The sequence below is a fragment of the Tardiphaga sp. GW822-FHT04G09 genome, from assembly GCF_058800725.1.
Genome location: NZ_JBXAMO010000001.1, coordinates 394,545 through 412,824 on the forward strand (window position 1 = coordinate 394,545; position 18,280 = coordinate 412,824).

13 protein-coding genes are annotated in these 18,280 nt (G+C 61.4%); all 13 read left to right on the plus strand.

The window, feature by feature from the left end; translation table 11 throughout:
* The first annotated feature begins 125 nt into the window (after positions 1–125).
* The 13 genes from secE to rpoC all read left to right on the plus strand — a co-directional run bounded on the left by secE (position 126) and on the right by rpoC (position 18,036).
* Positions 126–317, plus strand: a complete 192-nt coding sequence (gene secE / locus AC1RLZ_RS01890; protein WP_371421354.1) for a preprotein translocase subunit SecE — start codon at positions 126–128, stop codon at positions 315–317.
* 12 nt (positions 318–329) lie between these two features.
* Positions 330–860, plus strand: coding sequence for a transcription termination/antitermination protein NusG (gene nusG, locus AC1RLZ_RS01895; protein ID WP_493187260.1), 531 nt, complete (start codon positions 330–332; stop codon positions 858–860).
* A 155-nt stretch (positions 861–1,015) separates the two neighbouring features.
* Positions 1,016–1,444 (plus strand): 50S ribosomal protein L11, encoded by a 429-nt coding sequence (gene rplK / locus AC1RLZ_RS01900; protein WP_068731528.1) that lies wholly within the window; start codon positions 1,016–1,018, stop codon positions 1,442–1,444.
* Positions 1,445–1,450: 6 nt separating this feature from the next.
* On the plus strand, positions 1,451–2,143 hold the full coding sequence (gene rplA, locus AC1RLZ_RS01905) for a 50S ribosomal protein L1 (RefSeq protein WP_149532121.1): 693 nt from the start codon (positions 1,451–1,453) through the stop codon (positions 2,141–2,143).
* 96 nt (positions 2,144–2,239) lie between these two features.
* Positions 2,240–3,190, plus strand: coding sequence for a 2-hydroxyacid dehydrogenase (locus tag AC1RLZ_RS01910; RefSeq protein ID WP_493187261.1), 951 nt, complete (start codon positions 2,240–2,242; stop codon positions 3,188–3,190).
* Positions 3,191–3,209: 19 nt separating this feature from the next.
* Positions 3,210–3,956 (plus strand): type I methionyl aminopeptidase, encoded by a 747-nt coding sequence (gene map, locus AC1RLZ_RS01915; protein WP_493187262.1) that lies wholly within the window; start codon positions 3,210–3,212, stop codon positions 3,954–3,956.
* 201 nt (positions 3,957–4,157) lie between these two features.
* Positions 4,158–4,622, plus strand: a complete 465-nt coding sequence (locus AC1RLZ_RS01920) for a (2Fe-2S)-binding protein (RefSeq protein WP_371421359.1) — start codon at positions 4,158–4,160, stop codon at positions 4,620–4,622.
* Between the two features lie 3 nt (positions 4,623–4,625).
* A complete protein-coding gene (locus AC1RLZ_RS01925; protein ID WP_493187263.1) occupies positions 4,626–6,791 on the plus strand; it encodes a xanthine dehydrogenase family protein molybdopterin-binding subunit in 2,166 nt (721 codons plus the stop codon).
* The gene (locus tag AC1RLZ_RS01930) at positions 6,788–7,429 is read left to right on the plus strand and encodes an Isoquinoline 1-oxidoreductase subunit (RefSeq protein ID WP_371421361.1); all 642 of its coding nucleotides are present in this window, start codon (positions 6,788–6,790) and stop codon (positions 7,427–7,429) included. Before AC1RLZ_RS01925 ends, AC1RLZ_RS01930 begins: the two co-directional genes overlap by 4 nt.
* Positions 7,430–8,220: 791 nt before the next feature.
* Positions 8,221–8,739 carry a 50S ribosomal protein L10 gene (rplJ, locus tag AC1RLZ_RS01935; protein WP_493187264.1) on the plus strand — a complete coding sequence of 173 codons (519 nt, stop codon included), beginning with the start codon at positions 8,221–8,223 and terminating at the stop codon, positions 8,737–8,739.
* Between the two features lie 53 nt (positions 8,740–8,792).
* Complete coding sequence (rplL, locus tag AC1RLZ_RS01940; RefSeq protein ID WP_493187265.1) at positions 8,793–9,170, plus strand: 50S ribosomal protein L7/L12; 378 nt, start codon at positions 8,793–8,795, stop codon at positions 9,168–9,170.
* Positions 9,171–9,595: 425 nt separating this feature from the next.
* Positions 9,596–13,711 (plus strand): DNA-directed RNA polymerase subunit beta, encoded by a 4,116-nt coding sequence (gene rpoB, locus AC1RLZ_RS01945; protein WP_493187266.1) that lies wholly within the window; start codon positions 9,596–9,598, stop codon positions 13,709–13,711.
* 125 nt (positions 13,712–13,836) lie between these two features.
* Positions 13,837–18,036 (plus strand): DNA-directed RNA polymerase subunit beta', encoded by a 4,200-nt coding sequence (gene rpoC, locus AC1RLZ_RS01950; RefSeq protein ID WP_493187267.1) that lies wholly within the window; start codon positions 13,837–13,839, stop codon positions 18,034–18,036.
* The last annotated feature ends 244 nt before the right edge of the window (positions 18,037–18,280 follow it).

An 18,280-nucleotide genomic window follows, 5' to 3' on the forward strand; every position in this document is an offset into this window, starting at 1 on the left:
GGCAAATCCCCGAACGAACGAGCCCGCTTGGCGGCTCATCCTTGATAAAGGGTTGGGCGCAAGAGGGCTGTTCGGATTCCTGAAACCAATTCAATCGTCTCACGACGGATGCGGATCACATAACGATGGCGTTCAGCCCGTTCAAATTCCTGCAGGAAGTGCGCACCGAGACCAACAAGGTCACGTGGCCTTCGCGACGCGAGACGACCATCACCACCATCATGGTTTTCGTCATGGTGGCGCTGTCGTCGATCTTCTTTTTTGCGGCGGATCAGATCATCCGCCACCTCGTCGCCTTTTTGCTCACGATGCACTGACGGAACTGAATTATGAGCATGCGCTGGTACATCGTTCACGCCTATTCGAATTTCGAAAAGAAGGTGATGGAGTCGATCAAGGAACAGGCCAAGCAGCGTGGCTTGGAAGACCTGTTCGAACAGATTCTGGTTCCGACCGAGAAGATCACCGAAGTACGTCGCGGCCGTAAAATGGACGCCGAGCGCAAGTTCTTCCCGGGCTACGTGCTGGTGAAGATGCAGCTCACCGACGAAGCGTTTCATCTGATCAAGAACACCCCGAAGGTCACGGGCTTCCTCGGCGCGGAAAACAAGCCGATGCCGATTTCGGAAGCCGAGGCGATGCGCATTCTGCACCAGGTGCAGGAAGGCGTGGAGCGCCCGAAGACCTCGGTGTCGTTCGAGATCGGCGAGAATGTGCGCGTGGCCGATGGCCCGTTCGCATCGTTCTCCGGCGTTGTGGAGGAAATCGACGAGGCACGTTCGCGCGTGAAGGTCGCAGTGTCGATCTTCGGCCGCGCCACGCCGGTCGAACTGGAATTCGGTCAGGTCGAAAAGGTCTGATCGCAATAGCGCGAGGTTCGCCTCACGTTTTCGAAAGTGCGAAGCACGTCTTCGCACAAAGGCCGTGGGAGGAAGAGGGCGGTTGCCAACCGCTTGTCGACCGAACCACGAAACCTGAAACAGCCGGTCGATGACCGGCACAACAGGAGTGACACATGGCAAAGAAAGTGACCGGATACCTGAAGCTTCAGGTGCCGGCCGGTGCGGCGAACCCTTCGCCCCCGATCGGTCCAGCGCTTGGTCAGCGCGGTTTGAACATCATGGAATTCTGCAAAGCGTTCAACGCGCAGACGCAGAAGGAAGAAAAGAACACCCCAATCCCGGTGGTGATCACGATCTACGCCGATCGTTCGTTCACCTTCGCCCTCAAGACCCCTCCGATGTCCTTCTTCATCAAGAAGGCCGCCAAGCTCACCTCCGGCTCCAAGCTGCCGGGCCGTGACAAGGCGGGCGCGGTGACCAAAGCGCAGGTGCGCGAGATCGCCGAAGCGAAGATGAAGGATCTGAATTGCGACACCATTGAATCGGCCATGAAGATGGTTGAGGGCTCTGCCCGTTCGATGGGTGTCGAGGTCGCGGGGTAAACGGTCATGGCAATTGGAAAACGTTTGAAGAACGCCCGTGAGGGCATCGACCGCGAGAAGCTCTATCCGGTCGCCGAGGCCATCAAGATGGTCAAGGAACGCGCCAAGTCGAAGTTCGACGAGACCATCGAAATCTCGCTGAATCTCGGCGTCGATCCGCGTCACGCCGACCAGATGGTCCGTGGCGTCGTCACCCTGCCGAACGGCACCGGTCGTACACTCCGCGTCGGCGTGTTCGCCCGTGGTCCGAAGGCTGAAGAAGCCAAGGCTGCCGGTGCAGACGTCGTCGGTGCAGAAGACCTGTTCGAGAAGGTCCAGGCCGGTCAGATCGATTTCGATCGCTGTATCGCAACCCCCGACATGATGCCGCTGGTCGGTCGCCTTGGTAAGGTGCTCGGTCCGCGCGGCATGATGCCGAACCCGAAGATCGGCACCGTGACCATGGACGTCACCGGCGCCGTCAAGGGTGCCAAGGGCGGTTCGGTCGAGTTCCGCGTCGAGAAGGCCGGCATCGTGCAGGCTGGTATCGGCAAGGCATCGTTCTCGGAAGAGAAGCTCGTCGAAAACATCAAGGCTCTGGTCGACGCCGTCTCCAAGGCGAAGCCGGCTGGCGCAAAGGGCACCTATCTGCAGCGCGTTGCCGTGTCCTCGACCATGGGCCCCGGCATCAAGGTTGAGACGGGCACCGTGCTCGGCTAAGCCGGAACAGGGCTTGCAAGAAACCAGGGCGGAATCGGGCAACCGGTTCCGCCCTTTCTTTTGTCTTCAGCGGTTTGACCCAGCAGGAATGTCTCCATGGCCGACAAGGTTCTGATCTATTCGCGTTTTCCGAAGGCCATGATGAAGCGCATCGGCGAGCGCTATGAGCTGATCGATGCCGGCGGCAAACCGCCGCTCGAGACGTTTTCGCGCGATGAGCTCAAGGATGTGCGCGCGCTGATCACCGCGGGCGGGCAGACGCTGAAGAGCGACGTCATGGACATGATGCCGGCGCTCGGCGCCATCATCTGCTACGGCACCGGCTATGACGGCGTCGACTTCAAGGCCGCCGCCGAACGCAAGATCGTGGTCGGCAACAGCCCGGGCGCCAACGCTGCTTCAGTCGCCGATCTCGCGCTGACCTTGATGCTCGCCGTGACGCGCATGCTGCTGCCGGCCGATCAGTATCTGCGCGAGGGCGGCTGGTCCTCGGCCAGGCCGTCGCCGCTGATGAAGCCGCTGCCGGGCAATCCCGGCCGCAAGGTCGGCGTCTATGGCATGGGCGAGATCGGCCGCAAGATCGCGTCGCGCGTCGCCGCTTTCGAATGCGATGTGGCCTATCACAGCCGCAGCAAGCATGACGTGCCATACCGCTACGAGCCGAGCCTCGACGCCCTCGTCGAATGGTGCGACGTGCTGATGATCGCCGTGCGGGCAGGGGCCGACACCCATCACATCATCGATGCCGCGATGCTGAAGAAGCTCGGTGCGAATGGTGTCATCGTGAACATCTCGCGCGGTTCGGTGATCGACCAGGCGGCGCTGACGGCTGCGCTGGCCGACAAGACCATCGCCGGCGCCGGCCTCGACGTGTTCGAGAAGGAGCCGCACGCGCCCGACGCGCTGACCGCGATGCCAAACGTCGTGCTGACGCCGCATGTCGGCGGCCACACGCTCGATTCGCATATGGCGATGCAGGACTGCGTCATCGCCAATCTCGATGCGTTCTACGCGGGGAAGGCGCTGCCTTACGCGGTGGCAGTGTAGCGGATACGGGGCAGGCGCAATGACGATCGAGAACGAAGACCAGTTCGACAAGCTGCGGACCGTCGGAAGGCTGGTGGCCCGCACGCTGGCCGCCATGGGTAACGCGCTGGAGCCCGGCATGACGACCAAGGAGCTGGATGATCTTGGTCGTGCCATGCTGGAGAAGGAGGGCGCGCGCTCGGCGCCCGAACTCGCTTACAACTTTCCCGGCGCGACCTGCATTTCGGTCGGTCCCGATTGCGCGCATGGCATCCCTGGTGACACGGTGGTGAAGGCGGGAGATCTGGTCAATATCGACGTCTCGGCCGAACTGGACGGCTATTTCGGCGATACCGGCGCGAGCTTTGCCGTCCCGCCGGTCAAGCCGCGCATCGAACGCCTCTGCCGCGACGGTCGCAAGGCGATGTGGGCTGGGATCAAGGCCGTGAAGCCCGGCCGTCGGTTCAACGAAGTTGGCCGCTCGATCGAGAATTTCGCCCGCACCAACGGCTACAGCCTCGTGCGCGATCTGGCGAGCCACGGCATCGGGCGTTCGCTGCATGACGAGCCTGGCGAAATCCCGACATGGTACGAGGCGCGGGACAGACGCATGATCACCGAGGGCCTGGTCTTCACCATCGAGCCGTTCCTGTCGCTCGGCGCGGATTCGGTGGAGCAACGGGACGATGGCTGGTCGCTCCGCCCGCCGCTGAAGCAGCCCACGGTGCAGTTCGAGCATACGCTCGTGGCGACGAGTCGAGGGCCGGTGATTCTTACGCTGGCATAGACTGGGCTATGCGGGGCCGAGGATCGTCGCCGCGCGGCTGATCAGGGTGACCGGCCTGCACGATCCGTTCCGCAAGAACGATTTTCGTTCCCGCTCGGTACAAAAATAATTGAGTGGGTTATTCCGCATCGCAGATGTAGTTCTTGGTTCTTTAGAACCACTCGAATGTAGGCGTACATTCGACGACACAGGACATCAGCGATGGCTGCGTTCACCCTCAAGATCAACGGTCAGGCCCGTCAGGTCGACCTTGACCCCGATACACCTCTGCTCTGGGCCATTCGGGATGGAGCCGGCCTGACCGGCACCAAATATGGCTGCGGGGTCGCGCAATGCGGGGCCTGCACGGTCTATGTGGACGGCCAGACGGTGCGGTCCTGTTCGATGCCGGTATCGGCCATCGGCACCAGCGAAATCACCACCATCGAAGGTCTCGACTCCAGGGAAGCCAAGGCGGTGCAGGCGGCCTGGGTCGCGCTGGACGTGCCGCAATGCGGCTACTGCCAGTCAGGCCAGGTCATGAGCGCCACCGCGCTGCTCAGCATCAATCCGACGCCTACCGATCGGGATATCGATCTGGCGATGAACGGCAACATCTGCCGTTGCGCCACCTATGTCCGCATTCGCGCCGCCATTCATGGCGCTGCCAAAACGCTGGAGGGTTGAGCCATGACCGTTCATGACACCAAGCTCTCCCGCCGCACGATGCTCAAGGGCGGTGCCGGCCTCGTGCTCGGCGCTTACGTTGCCCGTGCCGAGAGGCTATTCGCGCAGGCGGCAACGCCGCCGAAGATCAATATTGCGCCGAACACCTTCCTGATCATCAAGCCCGACAACACCGTGACGGTGCTGTGCAAGGGCATCGAGTTCGGGCAGGGGCCGTTCACCGGCATGGCGACTCTGGTGGCCGAAGAACTCGACGCGGACTGGTCGCAGATGCGCGCGGATCACGCGCCGTCGAATCCGCAGCTCTACAAGAATCTGGCGTTCGGCATGCAGGGCACCGGTGGCTCGACCGCCATCGCCAATTCCTACATCCAGATGCGCCAGGTCGGCGCCGCCGCGCGGCAGATGCTGGTCGCGGCAGCAGCCGACGCATGGCAGGTGCAGCCGGGCGAGATCACTGTCGAGAACGGCGTGATCAAGCATGCGTCTGGCCACGAAGGTCGCTTCGGCGAATTCGCCGACAAGGCGATGGCCATGCCGGTGCCGACCGATCCGAAGCTGAAGGACCCGTCGCAGTTCAGGTTGATCGGCAAGGAAGGCGCAGTGAAGCGCCTCGACAGTGCCGACAAGACGAATGGCAAGGCCTTCTACACGCTCGATATCAACGAGCCGGACATGCTCACGGTGCTCGTGGCGCGTTCGCCGAAATTCGGTGGCAAGGTCGCATCATTCGATGCGACGGCTGCGAAAGCCGTGGCTGGTGTCGTCGACGTCAAGCAGGTGCCAACCGGCGTTGCTGTCTACGCCAAGGGCTTCTGGCCCGCGAAGATGGGCCGCGAGGCGCTGAAGATCACCTGGGATGACAGCAAGGCGGAGAAGCGGGGCAGTGCCGAATTGCTGCAGCAATTCCGCGGGCTGTCGAAGACGGCCGGCAAACTCGTCAAGGCCGAGGGCAAGTTCGAAGAGTCGATGGCCAAAGGTGGCCGCGTGATCGAGGTTGAATACGTCTTCCCGTATCTGGCCCATGCCGCGATGGAGCCGCTCAACGCCTATCTGAAATGGGACGGCGACACTGCCCATGCGCGCTACGGCTGTCAGTTTCCGACGCCTGACCATATGGCGATCTCCAAGGTGCTCGGACTGCCGATCGAGAAGGTCAAGATCGACGTTCTTCTGGCCGGCGGCAGCTTCGGCCGCCGCGCCCAGCAGAGCACGCATCAGGCCATCGAGCTGGCCGAAGTCGCGAAGGCGATCGGGCCGGGCAAGCCGGTCAAGCTGGTCTGGACGCGCGAAGACGATATGCGCGGTGGCTATTATCGGCCTTACTGCGTCCACCGCATGCGCGGTGCGGTGCGCGATGGCAAGATCGAAGCATGGAGCGACACCATCGTCACGCAGTCGATCATGAAGGGCTCCTTTTTTGAGTCCATCATGTTCAAGGACGGCCTCGATCCGACCTCTTATGAAGGCTCGAACGAAATCCCGTATGATGTCGAGAACTTCCGCTGCGACATGCATCAGGTCGATGTCGGCGTGCCCGTGTTGTGGTGGCGTTCGGTGGGCCACACCCACACCGGTTATGTCGTCGAGGCCTTTGTCGATGAACTGCTCGAAGCCGCCGGCAAGGATCCGATCGAAGGCCGGCTCGCGCTGCTGAGCAAGAAACCGCGCCATGCCGGCGCGCTGAAGGCCGTCGCCGAACTCGCCGACTGGAAGAACTACAAGGTGCCGGCAGGCCGCGCGCGCGGCGTTGCGGTGGTCGAGAGCTTCAACACCTTCGTCGCGCAGGTGGTTGAACTGTCCATGACCGACGACGGTCCGAAGGTGCACAAGGTGTGGTGCGCGGTGGATTGCGGCGTTGCCGTGAACCCCGACATCATCCGCGCGCAGATGGAAGGTGGCATCGGCTTCGGCCTCGGTCACATCCTCTATGCCGAACAGACGCTCGACGCCGGCGCGCCGGTGTCCGGCAATTTCGACACCTATCGTTCGCTGCGCATCAACGAGATGCCGGAGATCGAAGTGGTCATCGTGAAGTCGACCGAGAAGCCATCGGGCGTCGGCGAACCCGGCGTGCCTCCGCTCGGGCCTGCTGTTGCCAACGCACTGGCGAAACTCGGAGTGGGAAGACCGCGGCAGTTGCCGATCGTGCCAGGAGCCTCAGCATGAGCTTGTTCAAACACGCGATGCTGGCGCTGGTTGCCGGCGGCCTCGCGGCGGGTCTCCTCGCATTCGCGGAGCCGGGCTTTCAGGAGGCCGATGCAGCGGTCAGCAATCCGACCACGCTGCAGTCGGTCTCGGCCTTCGCCAAGATCAAGAACAAGAACGAGCGTGCCGTGGCGCTGTTTCAGGAAGCCGGCAAGGTCATCCAGTCGCCGCGCTGCATGAACTGCCATCCGGCGACGGAGCGTCCGACCCAGACCGACCGCATGCGGCCGCATATTCCCCTGGTCGTGCGCGGCGAGGGCGGTGTCGGCGCGGCCGGTGGTCTCGCTTGCGCCACCTGTCACCACGAGAACAACTTCGATGCTGCCAACGTCCCCGGCAATCCGAAATGGGCTTTGGCTCCGGTCGAGATGGCCTGGCAGGGCAAGACGCTTGGCGAGATCTGCATCCAGATCAAGGATAAGGAGCGCAACGGCGGCAAGGACATGGCCGCGCTCGTGAAGCACATGGCCGAAGACGAGCTGGTGGGCTGGGGTTGGCATCCCGGCGGCAATCGGACCCCCGCGCCGGGCACCCAGAAGCAGTTCGGTGAGCTGATCAAGGCCTGGGCCGATGCGGGAGCGGCCTGCCCGAAGGGGTAGGGCTCAGCGCAGGACCCACTTTTCCCTCCCCCCGCATTCGCGGTCTGGCGGACGAATTCGTCCGCCAGAGGTGGCCGGCCATAAGGCCGGTCGGATGAGGGTGGTTCAACACGGGATTCTGGGCGCGTGGCACCCACCCGTTACATTTGCTCGCATCGCGCGCGGTCCGCGTGCAGAACAACTTAGTTGTGCTAGGGGGAGGCCCGGCGGCTCCCCTTGCAGAAAAGATGCCACGGCGGCAATTGCCCCTTGGCAACACGAAAAAGACTCGTTAAACAACCGTTTCCGGGCGTGCTGGCTGGTAGCTGGCGCGTCCGTGTTCGCATTCCGACAACCCACATCGCAGGAGACTTTTCCTTTCAGGCTATCCACCCGGATTGCTCGAAGGGGACGGGACGCGCGACGCGGATTTGAAGAAGGCGGGCAGGGGTCACCAATAGGTCAGATGATGGCTTATCGATGATCCTGAATCCTGTCCGAGACTGCTGGCGCCTGAGATAAACGCAAGTTTCATCAACGGCTTAATCGTAAAACTTGATGCAGCCAGCATAGACGGGTGAAGACTGGATTTCGCCGATGTCGTTTTGTGCGACATGACGCGTATTTGGTTCGAACCTCGACACCCCGCGCCGATGCTGGTTCGCCAGGAAGGTTCGGGAGGGCAGGCTATCATATCGTCTCGCCCGACGTGTCTAAGAGACCGAGTGTCTTGAGGTCAGGTTCAGGTGGGGCGGTGGGTGTAACCCGGCGGTCCTATCTCGATAGAGGCCGCCAACCGGAGAGAGCTTGCTGTGGAAAGAGCGGCTAAAAAGGACGCGGTCGACGCGCTGAATGGGGTCTTCAAGACCACCAGCGTTGCGGTCGTCGCCCATTATTCCGGCCTCACCGTTGCCCAGATGCAGAATCTGCGTTCGCAGATGAAGGCGGCTGGCGCCTCGGTGAAGGTCTCGAAGAACCGTCTCGCCAAAATTGCTCTTGAAGGCACGGATGTTGTTGCCATCGGTTCCCTGTTGAAGGGTCCGACCGTGATCGCCACTTCGGACGATCCGGTAGCTGCACCGAAGGTTGCCGTCGAATTTGCCAAGGCGAACGAGAAGTTCGTCATCCTTGGCGGCTCGATGGGTAAAACCGTCCTGAACGTCGACAGCGTCAAGGCCCTGGCCGCGCTGCCCTCGCTCGACGAACTGCGCGCGAAGATCCTCGGCCTCCTTGTGGCGCCGGCGACCAAGATCGCTCAGCTCTCGACAGCTCCCGCGGCGAAGCTCGCGCGTGTTGTTCAGGCTTATGCCTCAAAGAGCGAAGCGGCCTGACGCCCTTCGCAATCAACCCTGGTTCGAACCAAATACGCTTAAGGAAATAGACAATGGCTGACCTACAGAAAATCGTTGACGATCTCTCGAGCCTGACCGTGCTCGAAGCTGCCGACCTCGCCAAGATGCTCGAAGAAAAGTGGGGCGTTTCGGCTGCTGCCGCTGTTGCGGTTGCTGGTCCGGCTGCTGGTGGCGGCGGTGCCGCTGCTGCTGAAGAAAAGACCGAGTTCACTGTCGTTCTGGCTTCGGCCGGCGACAAGAAGATCGAAGTCATCAAGGAAGTCCGTGCGATCACGGGTCTTGGCCTCAAGGAAGCCAAGGACCTGGTCGAAGGCGCGCCGAAGCCCATCAAGGAAGGCGTTGCCAAGGACGAAGCCGAAAAGATCAAGGGTCAGCTCGAGAAGGCTGGCGCGAAGGTCGAACTCAAGTAAGACCCTTTGGGTTCCCCGAAGAGCGGCCTTGTTGGCCGCTCTTCGAACGGAACTCGATGTTCTACACAGGAATGTGTGGGGATGCGTTGGGAGCCACCCTCGAATCTCCATGATTGCCATCCCATATCGGGACGGCAGCACGAAAACACGGTCTGACAGCGGGAGCGGCGACGCCTCTGCGTAAGCCGTTGGGAGACAGACAATTTCGGGCTTTTCGGTCCGTAGCTAGTCGGTTTGGACGGGCGGGATGCAGTCGGGCATCGCGCACGTCGTTTTGCGTTCTGCGATTCAAATGCTCGAGAGGGGGATTTTGTTCCTCATATTGGGCGCCGAATTCTGAACGTTCTTGGAAATTCAACCCGGAGGCGATGGCAGTCGCGCTCTGGAAGGTTCGCCCCTTTCGGGCGACGCAATGAGAGGCCACGATGGGTCAGCAGACGTTCACAGGTCGCAAGCGCGTTCGCAAGTTCTTCGGTCATATTAAAGAAGTCGCAGAGATGCCGAACCTCATCGAGGTTCAGAAGGCGTCCTACGACCAGTTCCTGATGGTCGATGAGCCGACCGGCGGCCGCCTCGACGAAGGTCTGCAGGCTGTTTTCCGTTCGGTGTTCCCGATCTCGGATTTCTCGGGCACCTCGATGCTGGAATTCGTGCGCTACGAATTCGAGCCGCCGAAATACGACGTCGACGAGTGCCGCCAGCGCGGCATGACCTATGCTGCGCCGCTGAAGGTGACGCTGCGCCTGATCGTGTTCGATATCGACGAGGAAACCGGCGCCAAGTCCGTCAAGGACATCAAGGAGCAGGACGTCTACATGGGCGATATCCCGCTCATGACCATGAACGGCACCTTCGTCGTCAACGGCACCGAGCGCGTCATCGTCTCGCAGATGCATCGTTCGCCGGGCGTGTTCTTCGATCACGACAAGGGCAAGACCCATTCGTCGGGCAAGCTGCTGTTCGCTGCCCGCGTGATTCCGTATCGCGGTTCCTGGCTGGACATCGAGTTCGACGCCAAGGACATCGTGTTTGCGCGTATCGACCGTCGCCGCAAGATTCCGGTGACGTCGCTGATGTTCGCGCTGGGTCTGGACGGTGAGGAAATCCTCTCGACGTTCTACAAGAAGATCCAGTTCAAGAAGATCAAGGAAGGCTGGCGCGTTCCGTTCGACGCCACCCGTTTCCGTGGCTACTCCACCGTCAACGACCTGATCGATGCCGACACCGGCAAGGTCGTGCTCGAAGCCGGCAAGAAGCTCACCGTGCGTGCTGCCCGTCAGCTCGCCGAGAAGGGCCTCAAGGCGCTGCGTCTGACCGACGAAGAGTTGGTCGGCAATTATCTCGCCGAGGACCTGGTCAACGTGAAGACCGGTGAAATCTACGCCGAAGCCGGCGAAGAGATCACCGAGAAGTCGCTGAAGGCGCTGCACGACGAGGGCTACAAGGAACTCCCGCTGCTCGACATCGACCACGTCAATATCGGCGCCTATATCCGCAACACGCTGAATGCCGACAAGAACCTGACGCGTGAAGACGCGCTGTTCGATATCTATCGCGTGATGCGTCCGGGTGAGCCGCCGACGCTCGAATCCGCGCAGAACATGTTCCAGTCGCTGTTCTTCGACAGCGAGCGCTACGACCTCTCGGCCGTGGGCCGCGTGAAGATGAACATGCGCCTCGAACTCGATGCGCCGGATACCCATCGCACGCTGCGCAAGGAAGACATCCTCGCCGTCATCAAGACGCTGGTGGATCTGCGCGACGGCAAGGGCGAAATCGACGACATCGACCATCTCGGCAACCGCCGTGTGCGTTCGGTCGGCGAGCTGATGGAAAATCAGTATCGCGTCGGCCTGCTGCGCATGGAGCGTGCCATCAAGGAACGCATGTCGTCCGTCGACATCGATACCGTGATGCCGCAGGACCTGATCAACGCCAAGCCCGCGGCTGCCGCGGTGCGCGAGTTCTTCGGTTCGTCGCAGCTGTCGCAGTTCATGGACCAGACCAACCCGCTCTCGGAAATCACCCACAAGCGCCGCCTCTCGGCGCTTGGACCGGGCGGTCTGACCCGCGAGCGCGCCGGCTTCGAAGTCCGCGACGTGCATCCGACCCACTATGGCCGTATCTGCCCGATCGAGACGCCGGAAGGCCCGAATATCGGTCTGATCAACTCGCTCGCCACCTTCGCGCGCGTCAACAAGTACGGCTTCGTCGAGACCCCTTACCGCAAGGTCAAGGACGGTCGCGTCACCGACGAGGTCGTGTACCTCAGCGCGATGGAAGAGGGCCGTTACTCGGTGGCGCAGGCCAACGTGTCGCTCGACGCCAAGGGCAAGTTCACCGATGACATGATCATCTGCCGTCACGCCGGCGACGTGTTGCCGCTGCCGGCCGACAAGGTCGACTACATGGACGTGTCGCCGAAGCAGCTCGTTTCGGTTGCTGCGGCGCTGATCCCGTTCCTCGAGAACGACGACGCCAACCGCGCGCTGATGGGCTCGAACATGCAGCGTCAGGCCGTGCCTCTGGTGCGCGCCGAAGCGCCGTTCGTCGGTACCGGCATGGAAGCCGTCGTGGCCCGCGACTCCGGTGCTGCGATCGCTGCCCGCCGTTCGGGTGTCATCGACCAGATCGACGCGACCCGTGTGGTTATCCGTGCGACCGAAGATCTCGATCCCACCAAGTCGGGCGTCGATATCTATCGTCTGATGAAGTACCAGCGTTCGAACCAGTCGACCTGCATCAACCAGCGTCCGCTGGTGAAGGTTGGCGATGTGGTGCGCAAGGGCGACATCATTGCCGACGGTCCGTCGACCGATCTCGGCGAGCTCGCACTCGGCCGCAACGTGCTCGTCGCGTTCATGCCGTGGAATGGCTACAACTTCGAAGACTCGATCCTCCTTTCGGAGCGGATCGTGAAGGAAGACGTCTTCACCTCGATCCACATCGAGGAATTCGAAGTGATGGCCCGCGACACCAAGCTCGGTCCTGAGGAAATCACGCGCGACATTCCGAACGTGTCGGAAGAAGCGCTGAAGAACCTCGACGAAGCCGGCATCGTCTATATCGGCGCCGAAGTTCGCGCCGGTGACATCCTGGTCGGCAAGATCACGCCGAAGGGCGAAAGCCCGATGACGCCGGAAGAAAAGCTTCTGCGCGCCATCTTCGGTGAGAAGGCGTCGGACGTTCGCGATACCTCGCTCCGCGTGCCCCCGGGCGTGCAGGGCACGATCGTCGAAGTCCGCGTGTTCAACCGTCACGGCGTCGACAAGGACGAACGTGCTCTGGCGATCGAGCGGGAAGAAATCGAACGTCTCGCCAAGGACCGTGACGACGAACAGGCCATCCTGGATCGTAACGTCTATGGCCGTCTGGCTGACCTCCTGGAGAACAAGGTCGGCATCGCCGGTCCGAAGGGCTTCAAGAAGGACGGCAAGATCACGCGCGCCGTGCTCGATGAGAATCCGCGGTCGCAGTGGTGGATGTTCGCCACCGCGAACGACAAGCTGATGACCGAAATCGAAGCGATGCGGAAGCAGTACGACGAGTCGAAGAAGGGCCTTGAACAGCGCTTCCTCGACAAGGTCGAGAAGCTGCAGCGTGGCGACGAACTGCCGCCCGGCGTGATGAAGATGGTCAAGGTCTTCGTCGCGGTGAAGCGCAAGATCCAGCCCGGCGACAAGATGGCCGGACGTCACGGCAACAAGGGCGTGGTGTCGAAGATCGTTCCGATCGAAGACATGCCGTTCCTTGAAGATGGTACGCATGCGGACATCGTGCTGAACCCGCTCGGCGTGCCGTCGCGCATGAACGTCGGTCAGATTCTCGAGACGCATCTCGGCTGGGCCTGCGCAGGCATGGGCAAGAAGATCGGTCAGACCATCGACGCCTACTACCAGAAGCAGGATCTGAAGCCGCTGCGCGACACCCTGAAGAAGGTTTACGGCGAAGACGAAGTCATCAAGTCGCTGAACGATACCGAGCTGCTTGAACTGGCGCGTAACCTGAAGCCCGGCGTGCCGATTGCGACGCCGGTATTCGACGGTGCGAAGGAAGCCGACATCGAAGAGATGTTGAAGATGGCTGGCTTCGACGCGTCCGGTCAGTCCACCGTCTATGACGGCCGGACCGGCGACCAGTTCGATCGCAAGGTGACCGTGGGCTACATCTACATGCTCAAGCTTCACCATCTCGTGGACGACAAGATCCACGCGCGTTCGATCGGTCCGTACTCGCTCGTCACGCAGCAGCCGCTGGGTGGTAAGGCGCAGTTCGGCGGCCAGCGCTTCGGTGAAATGGAAGTGTGGGCGCTCGAGGCTTACGGCGCGGCGTACACGCTCCAGGAAATGCTGACGGTGAAGTCGGACGACGTCGCGGGCCGTACCAAGGTCTATGAGGCGATCGTGCGCGGCGACGACACGTTCGAGGCCGGTATTCCGGAATCGTTCAACGTGCTGGTCAAGGAAATGCGCTCGCTCGGCCTCAACGTCGACCTGCACAATTCCAAGCTGCCTGGGCCGACCTCCGAAGCTGCCGAGTAAGAACAAGCGTTACGCCCGGCCTGATGGCCGGGCGTCCGCACCCAGCCGGGACGTGGGGCAGGGTGTGTGGCTCTAAAGAATTTCGAATTTGCTGCTGATGGCGATCGGCACGCGAGGAGAAGACGATGAACCAAGAAATTATGAATCTCTTCAATCCGACGACTCCGGCACAGGTCTTCGACCAGATCCGGATCTCGATTGCGTCCCCGGAGAAGATTCTGTCGTGGTCCTACGGCGAGATCAAGAAGCCGGAAACCATCAACTACCGTACCTTCAAGCCCGAGCGCGACGGCCTGTTCTGCGCCCGCATCTTCGGGCCCATCAAGGATTACGAGTGCTTGTGCGGCAAGTACAAGCGCATGAAGTACAAGGGCATCATCTGCGAGAAGTGCTCGGTCGAAGTGACCCTGTCGCGCGTCAGGCGCGAGCGCATGGGCCACATCGAACTGGCTGCTCCGGTTGCGCACATCTGGTTCCTGAAGTCGCTGCCGTCGCGCATCGGCCAGCTGCTGGACATGACGCTCAAGGATCTCGAGCGCATCCTGTATTTCGAATACTACGTCGTTCTCGAGCCGGGCCTCACCGCGCTCAAGGACCGTCAGCTGCTGTCTGAAGAAGAATATCTGAAGGCGCAGGACGAATATGGCCAGGACTCGTTCACCGCCATGATCGGTGCCGAGGCTATCCGTGAACTGTTGAAGGGTCTGGAGCTCGAGAAGCTCGACGAGCAGCTGCGCGTCGAGATGAAGGAGACCGAATCCGACATCAAGCACAAGAAGCTCGCCAAGCGCCTGAAGATCGTCGAGGCCTTCCGCTATTCCGGCAACAAGCCGGAATGGATGATCCTCACGGTGGTGCCGGTGATCCCGCCGGATCTGCGTCCGCTGGTGCCGCTGGATGGCGGCCGTTTCGCGACGTCGGATCTGAACGATCTGTACCGCCGCGTGATCAACCGTAACAACCGCCTGAAGCGGCTGATGGAGCTCCGCGCGCCGGACATCATCATCCGCAACGAAAAGCGCATGCTGCAGGAAGCTGTGGACGCGCTGTTCGACAACGGCCGTCGCGGTCGCGTCATCACCGGCGCCAACAAGCGTCCGCTGAAGTCGCTGGCCGACATGCTGAAGGGCAAGCAGGGTCGCTTCCGTCAGAACCTGCTCGGCAAGCGCGTCGACTATTCGGGTCGTTCGGTCATCGTCGTCGGTCCGGAACTGCGTCTGCATCAGTGCGGCCTGCCGAAGAAGATGGCGCTCGAACTGTTCAAGCCGTTCATCTATTCGCGTCTCGATGCCAAGGGTCTGTCCACCACGGTGAAGCAGGCGAAGAAGCTCGTTGAAAAAGAGCGTCCCGAGGTTTGGGACATCCTCGACGAGGTCATCCGCGAACATCCCGTGCTGCTGAACCGCGCGCCGACGCTGCATCGTCTGGGTATCCAGGCGTTCGAGCCGGTGCTCATCGAAGGCAAGGCGATCCAGCTGCATCCGCTGGTCTGTTCGGCCTTCAACGCCGACTTCGACGGCGACCAGATGGCCGTGCACGTTCCGCTGTCGCTTGAAGCGCAGCTGGAAGCGCGCGTCCTGATGATGTCGACCAACAACATCCTGCATCCCGCGAACGGTCAGCCGATCATTGTGCCGTCGCAGGACATCGTGCTGGGTCTGTACTACCTGTCGACCATGCGTGCGGGTCTGCCGGGCGAAAACAAGCTGTATCGTGAGATGGCGGAGATCGAGCATGCGCTGCATGCGAAGGTCATCCACCTCCACACCAAGATCAAATACAGCTGGACCGGCCTCGACGCGGACGGCAAGACGGTCACCCGTCTGATCGAAACCACCGCCGGCCGTGCAATGCTCGGTCAGGTTCTGCCGAAGTCGCCGAAGATGCCCTACGACGTCATCAACAAGCTGATGACCAAGAAGGAAATCTCGGGCGTCATCGATCAGGTCTATCGTCACTGCGGTCAGAAAGAGACCGTGATCTTCTGCGATCGCATCATGGCGCTCGGCTTCTACAACGCGTTCAAGGCCGGCATCTCGTTCGGCAAGGACGACATGGTGGTGCCGGGTTCGAAGTGGAAGATCGTGGACGCCACGCGTGCGTTCGCGAAGGACTTCGAACAGCAGTACAACGACGGTCTGATCACCCACGGTGAGAAGTACAACAAGGTCGTCGACGCCTGGTCGAAGGCGGGTGAAGAAGTCGCCAAGGAGATGATGAAGGAAATCTCCTCGGTGAAGAAGAATGCGCAGGGTGAAGAAGCCCAGATCAACTCGATCTACATGATGGCGCATTCCGGTGCCCGTGGTTCGCCGGCCCAGATGCGTCAGCTCGCCGGTATGCGCGGCCTGATGGCGAAGCCGTCGGGTGAAATCATCGAGACGCCGATCATCTCGAACTTCAAGGAAGGTCTGTCGGTTCTCGAATACTTCAACTCGACCCACGGCGCCCGTAAGGGCCTCGCGGACACCGCGTTGAAGACCGCGAACTCGGGCTACCTGACCCGTCGTCTCGTCGACGTGGCGCAGGACTGCATCATCACGCAGAGCGATTGCGGCACCAATCTTGGCATCAAGATGCGCGCCATCATCGACTCCGGTTCGGTGGTCGCATCGCTGGCGTCGCGTATCCTTGGCCGTTCGGCCTGCGAAGACATTCGCGATCCGAACACCAACAAGGTGCTGATCAAGCGCAACACGCTGATGGAAGAGCGTGACGTGGATCTGCTGCAGCAGGCCGGTATCCAGGAAGTGAAGATCCGTTCGGCTCTCACTTGCGAACTGGTCAACGGCATCTGTGGCACCTGCTACGGTCGCGATCTGGCTCGCGGTACGCCTGTCAACCACGGTGAGGCCGTCGGCGTCATCGCGGCGCAGTCGATCGGTGAGCCCGGCACGCAGCTGACGATGCGTACGTTCCACATCGGTGGCGCGGCGCAGCTCAACGAGCAGTCGGTGATTGAGTCGAACTTCGACGGCAAGGTGACGATCAAGAACGAGGCCATCGCCAAGAACGGCGAAGGTCACATGGTCGCCATGGTGCGTAACATGGTCATCGCCATCAGCGATGCCGATGGCACCGAGCGCGCAACGCATCGTATTCAGTACGGCGCGCGCGTGCACGTGGCCGACGGCGACACCATCAAGCGTGGCCAGCGCATCGCGGAATGGGATCCGTATTCCCGTCCGTTGCTGACCGAAGTCGACGGCACGATCGGGTTCGAGGACCTGATCGACGGCCAGTCGATTACGGAAACGCTCGACGAGTCGACCGGTATCGCCAAGCGCGTCGTCACCGACTGGCGTTCGTCGCGTGGTGGTGCGGATCTGCGTCCGGCCATCGTCATCAAGGGCAAGGACGGCAAGATCCTCAAGCTCGCACGTGGCGGCGATGCCCGCTACATGCTGTCGCCTGACGCGATTTTGTCTGTCGACGTCGATGCCAAGGTGACGTCGGGCGACATTCTCGCCCGTGTCTCGATGGAAAGCGCGAAGACGCGTGACATCACCGGCGGTCTGCCGCGGGTGGCCGAACTGTTCGAGGCGCGCAAGCCGAAGGACGCGGCGATCATCGCGGAAATCAGCGGCACGATCCGTTTCGGGCGCGACTACAAGAACAAGCGCCGGATTTCGATCGAGCCGATCGACAAGAACGAGGAGACTCGCGAGTACCTCATTCCGAAGGGCAAGCAGATCCATCTGCAGGACGGCGACATCGTCGAAAAGGGCGACTACATCGTCGAAGGCAATCCCGCGCCGCACGACATTCTGGCGATCAAGGGCATCGAGGAACTCGCTGCCTATCTGGTCAACGAAATCCAGGAAGTTTACCGGTTGCAGGGCGTGCTCATCAACGACAAGCACATCGAAGTGATTGTCCGTCAGATGCTGCAGAAGGTCGAGATCACCGATCAGGGTGAAACCGACATGATCTCGGGCGAACAGATCGACAAGATCGAGTTCGACGCGCTGAACCTGAAGGCGAAGGAAGAGGGCAAGAAGGTCGCGACCGGAAACCCTGTGCTGCTGGGCATCACCAAGGCCAGCTTGCAGACCCGTTCGTTCTTCTCGGCAGCGTCGTTCCAGGAGACCACGCGCGTGCTCACCGAAGCTGCCGTCAACGGCAAGGTGGACCCGCTCGAAGGCCTCAAGGAAAACGTCATTGTCGGCCGCCTGATCCCGGCCGGTACCGGCGCCTCGATGGCGAAGATCCGCGAAGTCGCAATGAAGCGCGACAAGATGATCCTCGACGAGCGCGAGAAGCAGGCGGCGATCGTGCCGTCGGCTCCGGCAGAGGAACCGCTGATGCTGCCGCCGGCCGAGTAATCGGTCGCTGCAGATCACATCAATGCCATGGAAAAGGCCGGCGAAAGCCGGCCTTTTTCGCGTATGAAGTGTGTTGCGGCGCACTACATGCTTTCGTTCATCTTTCCTTCAGCTCAAAAATGTTTTCACTTGGAGGGGGTTAGTGCGAGTCGACGGGGTCGACGGGCCAGCCTTGCAGCGTCAGCGGATTCCGCTTTGGCTGGGAATACGTTACATCGACCGTTGCCGGATATTGCCGCCGGTA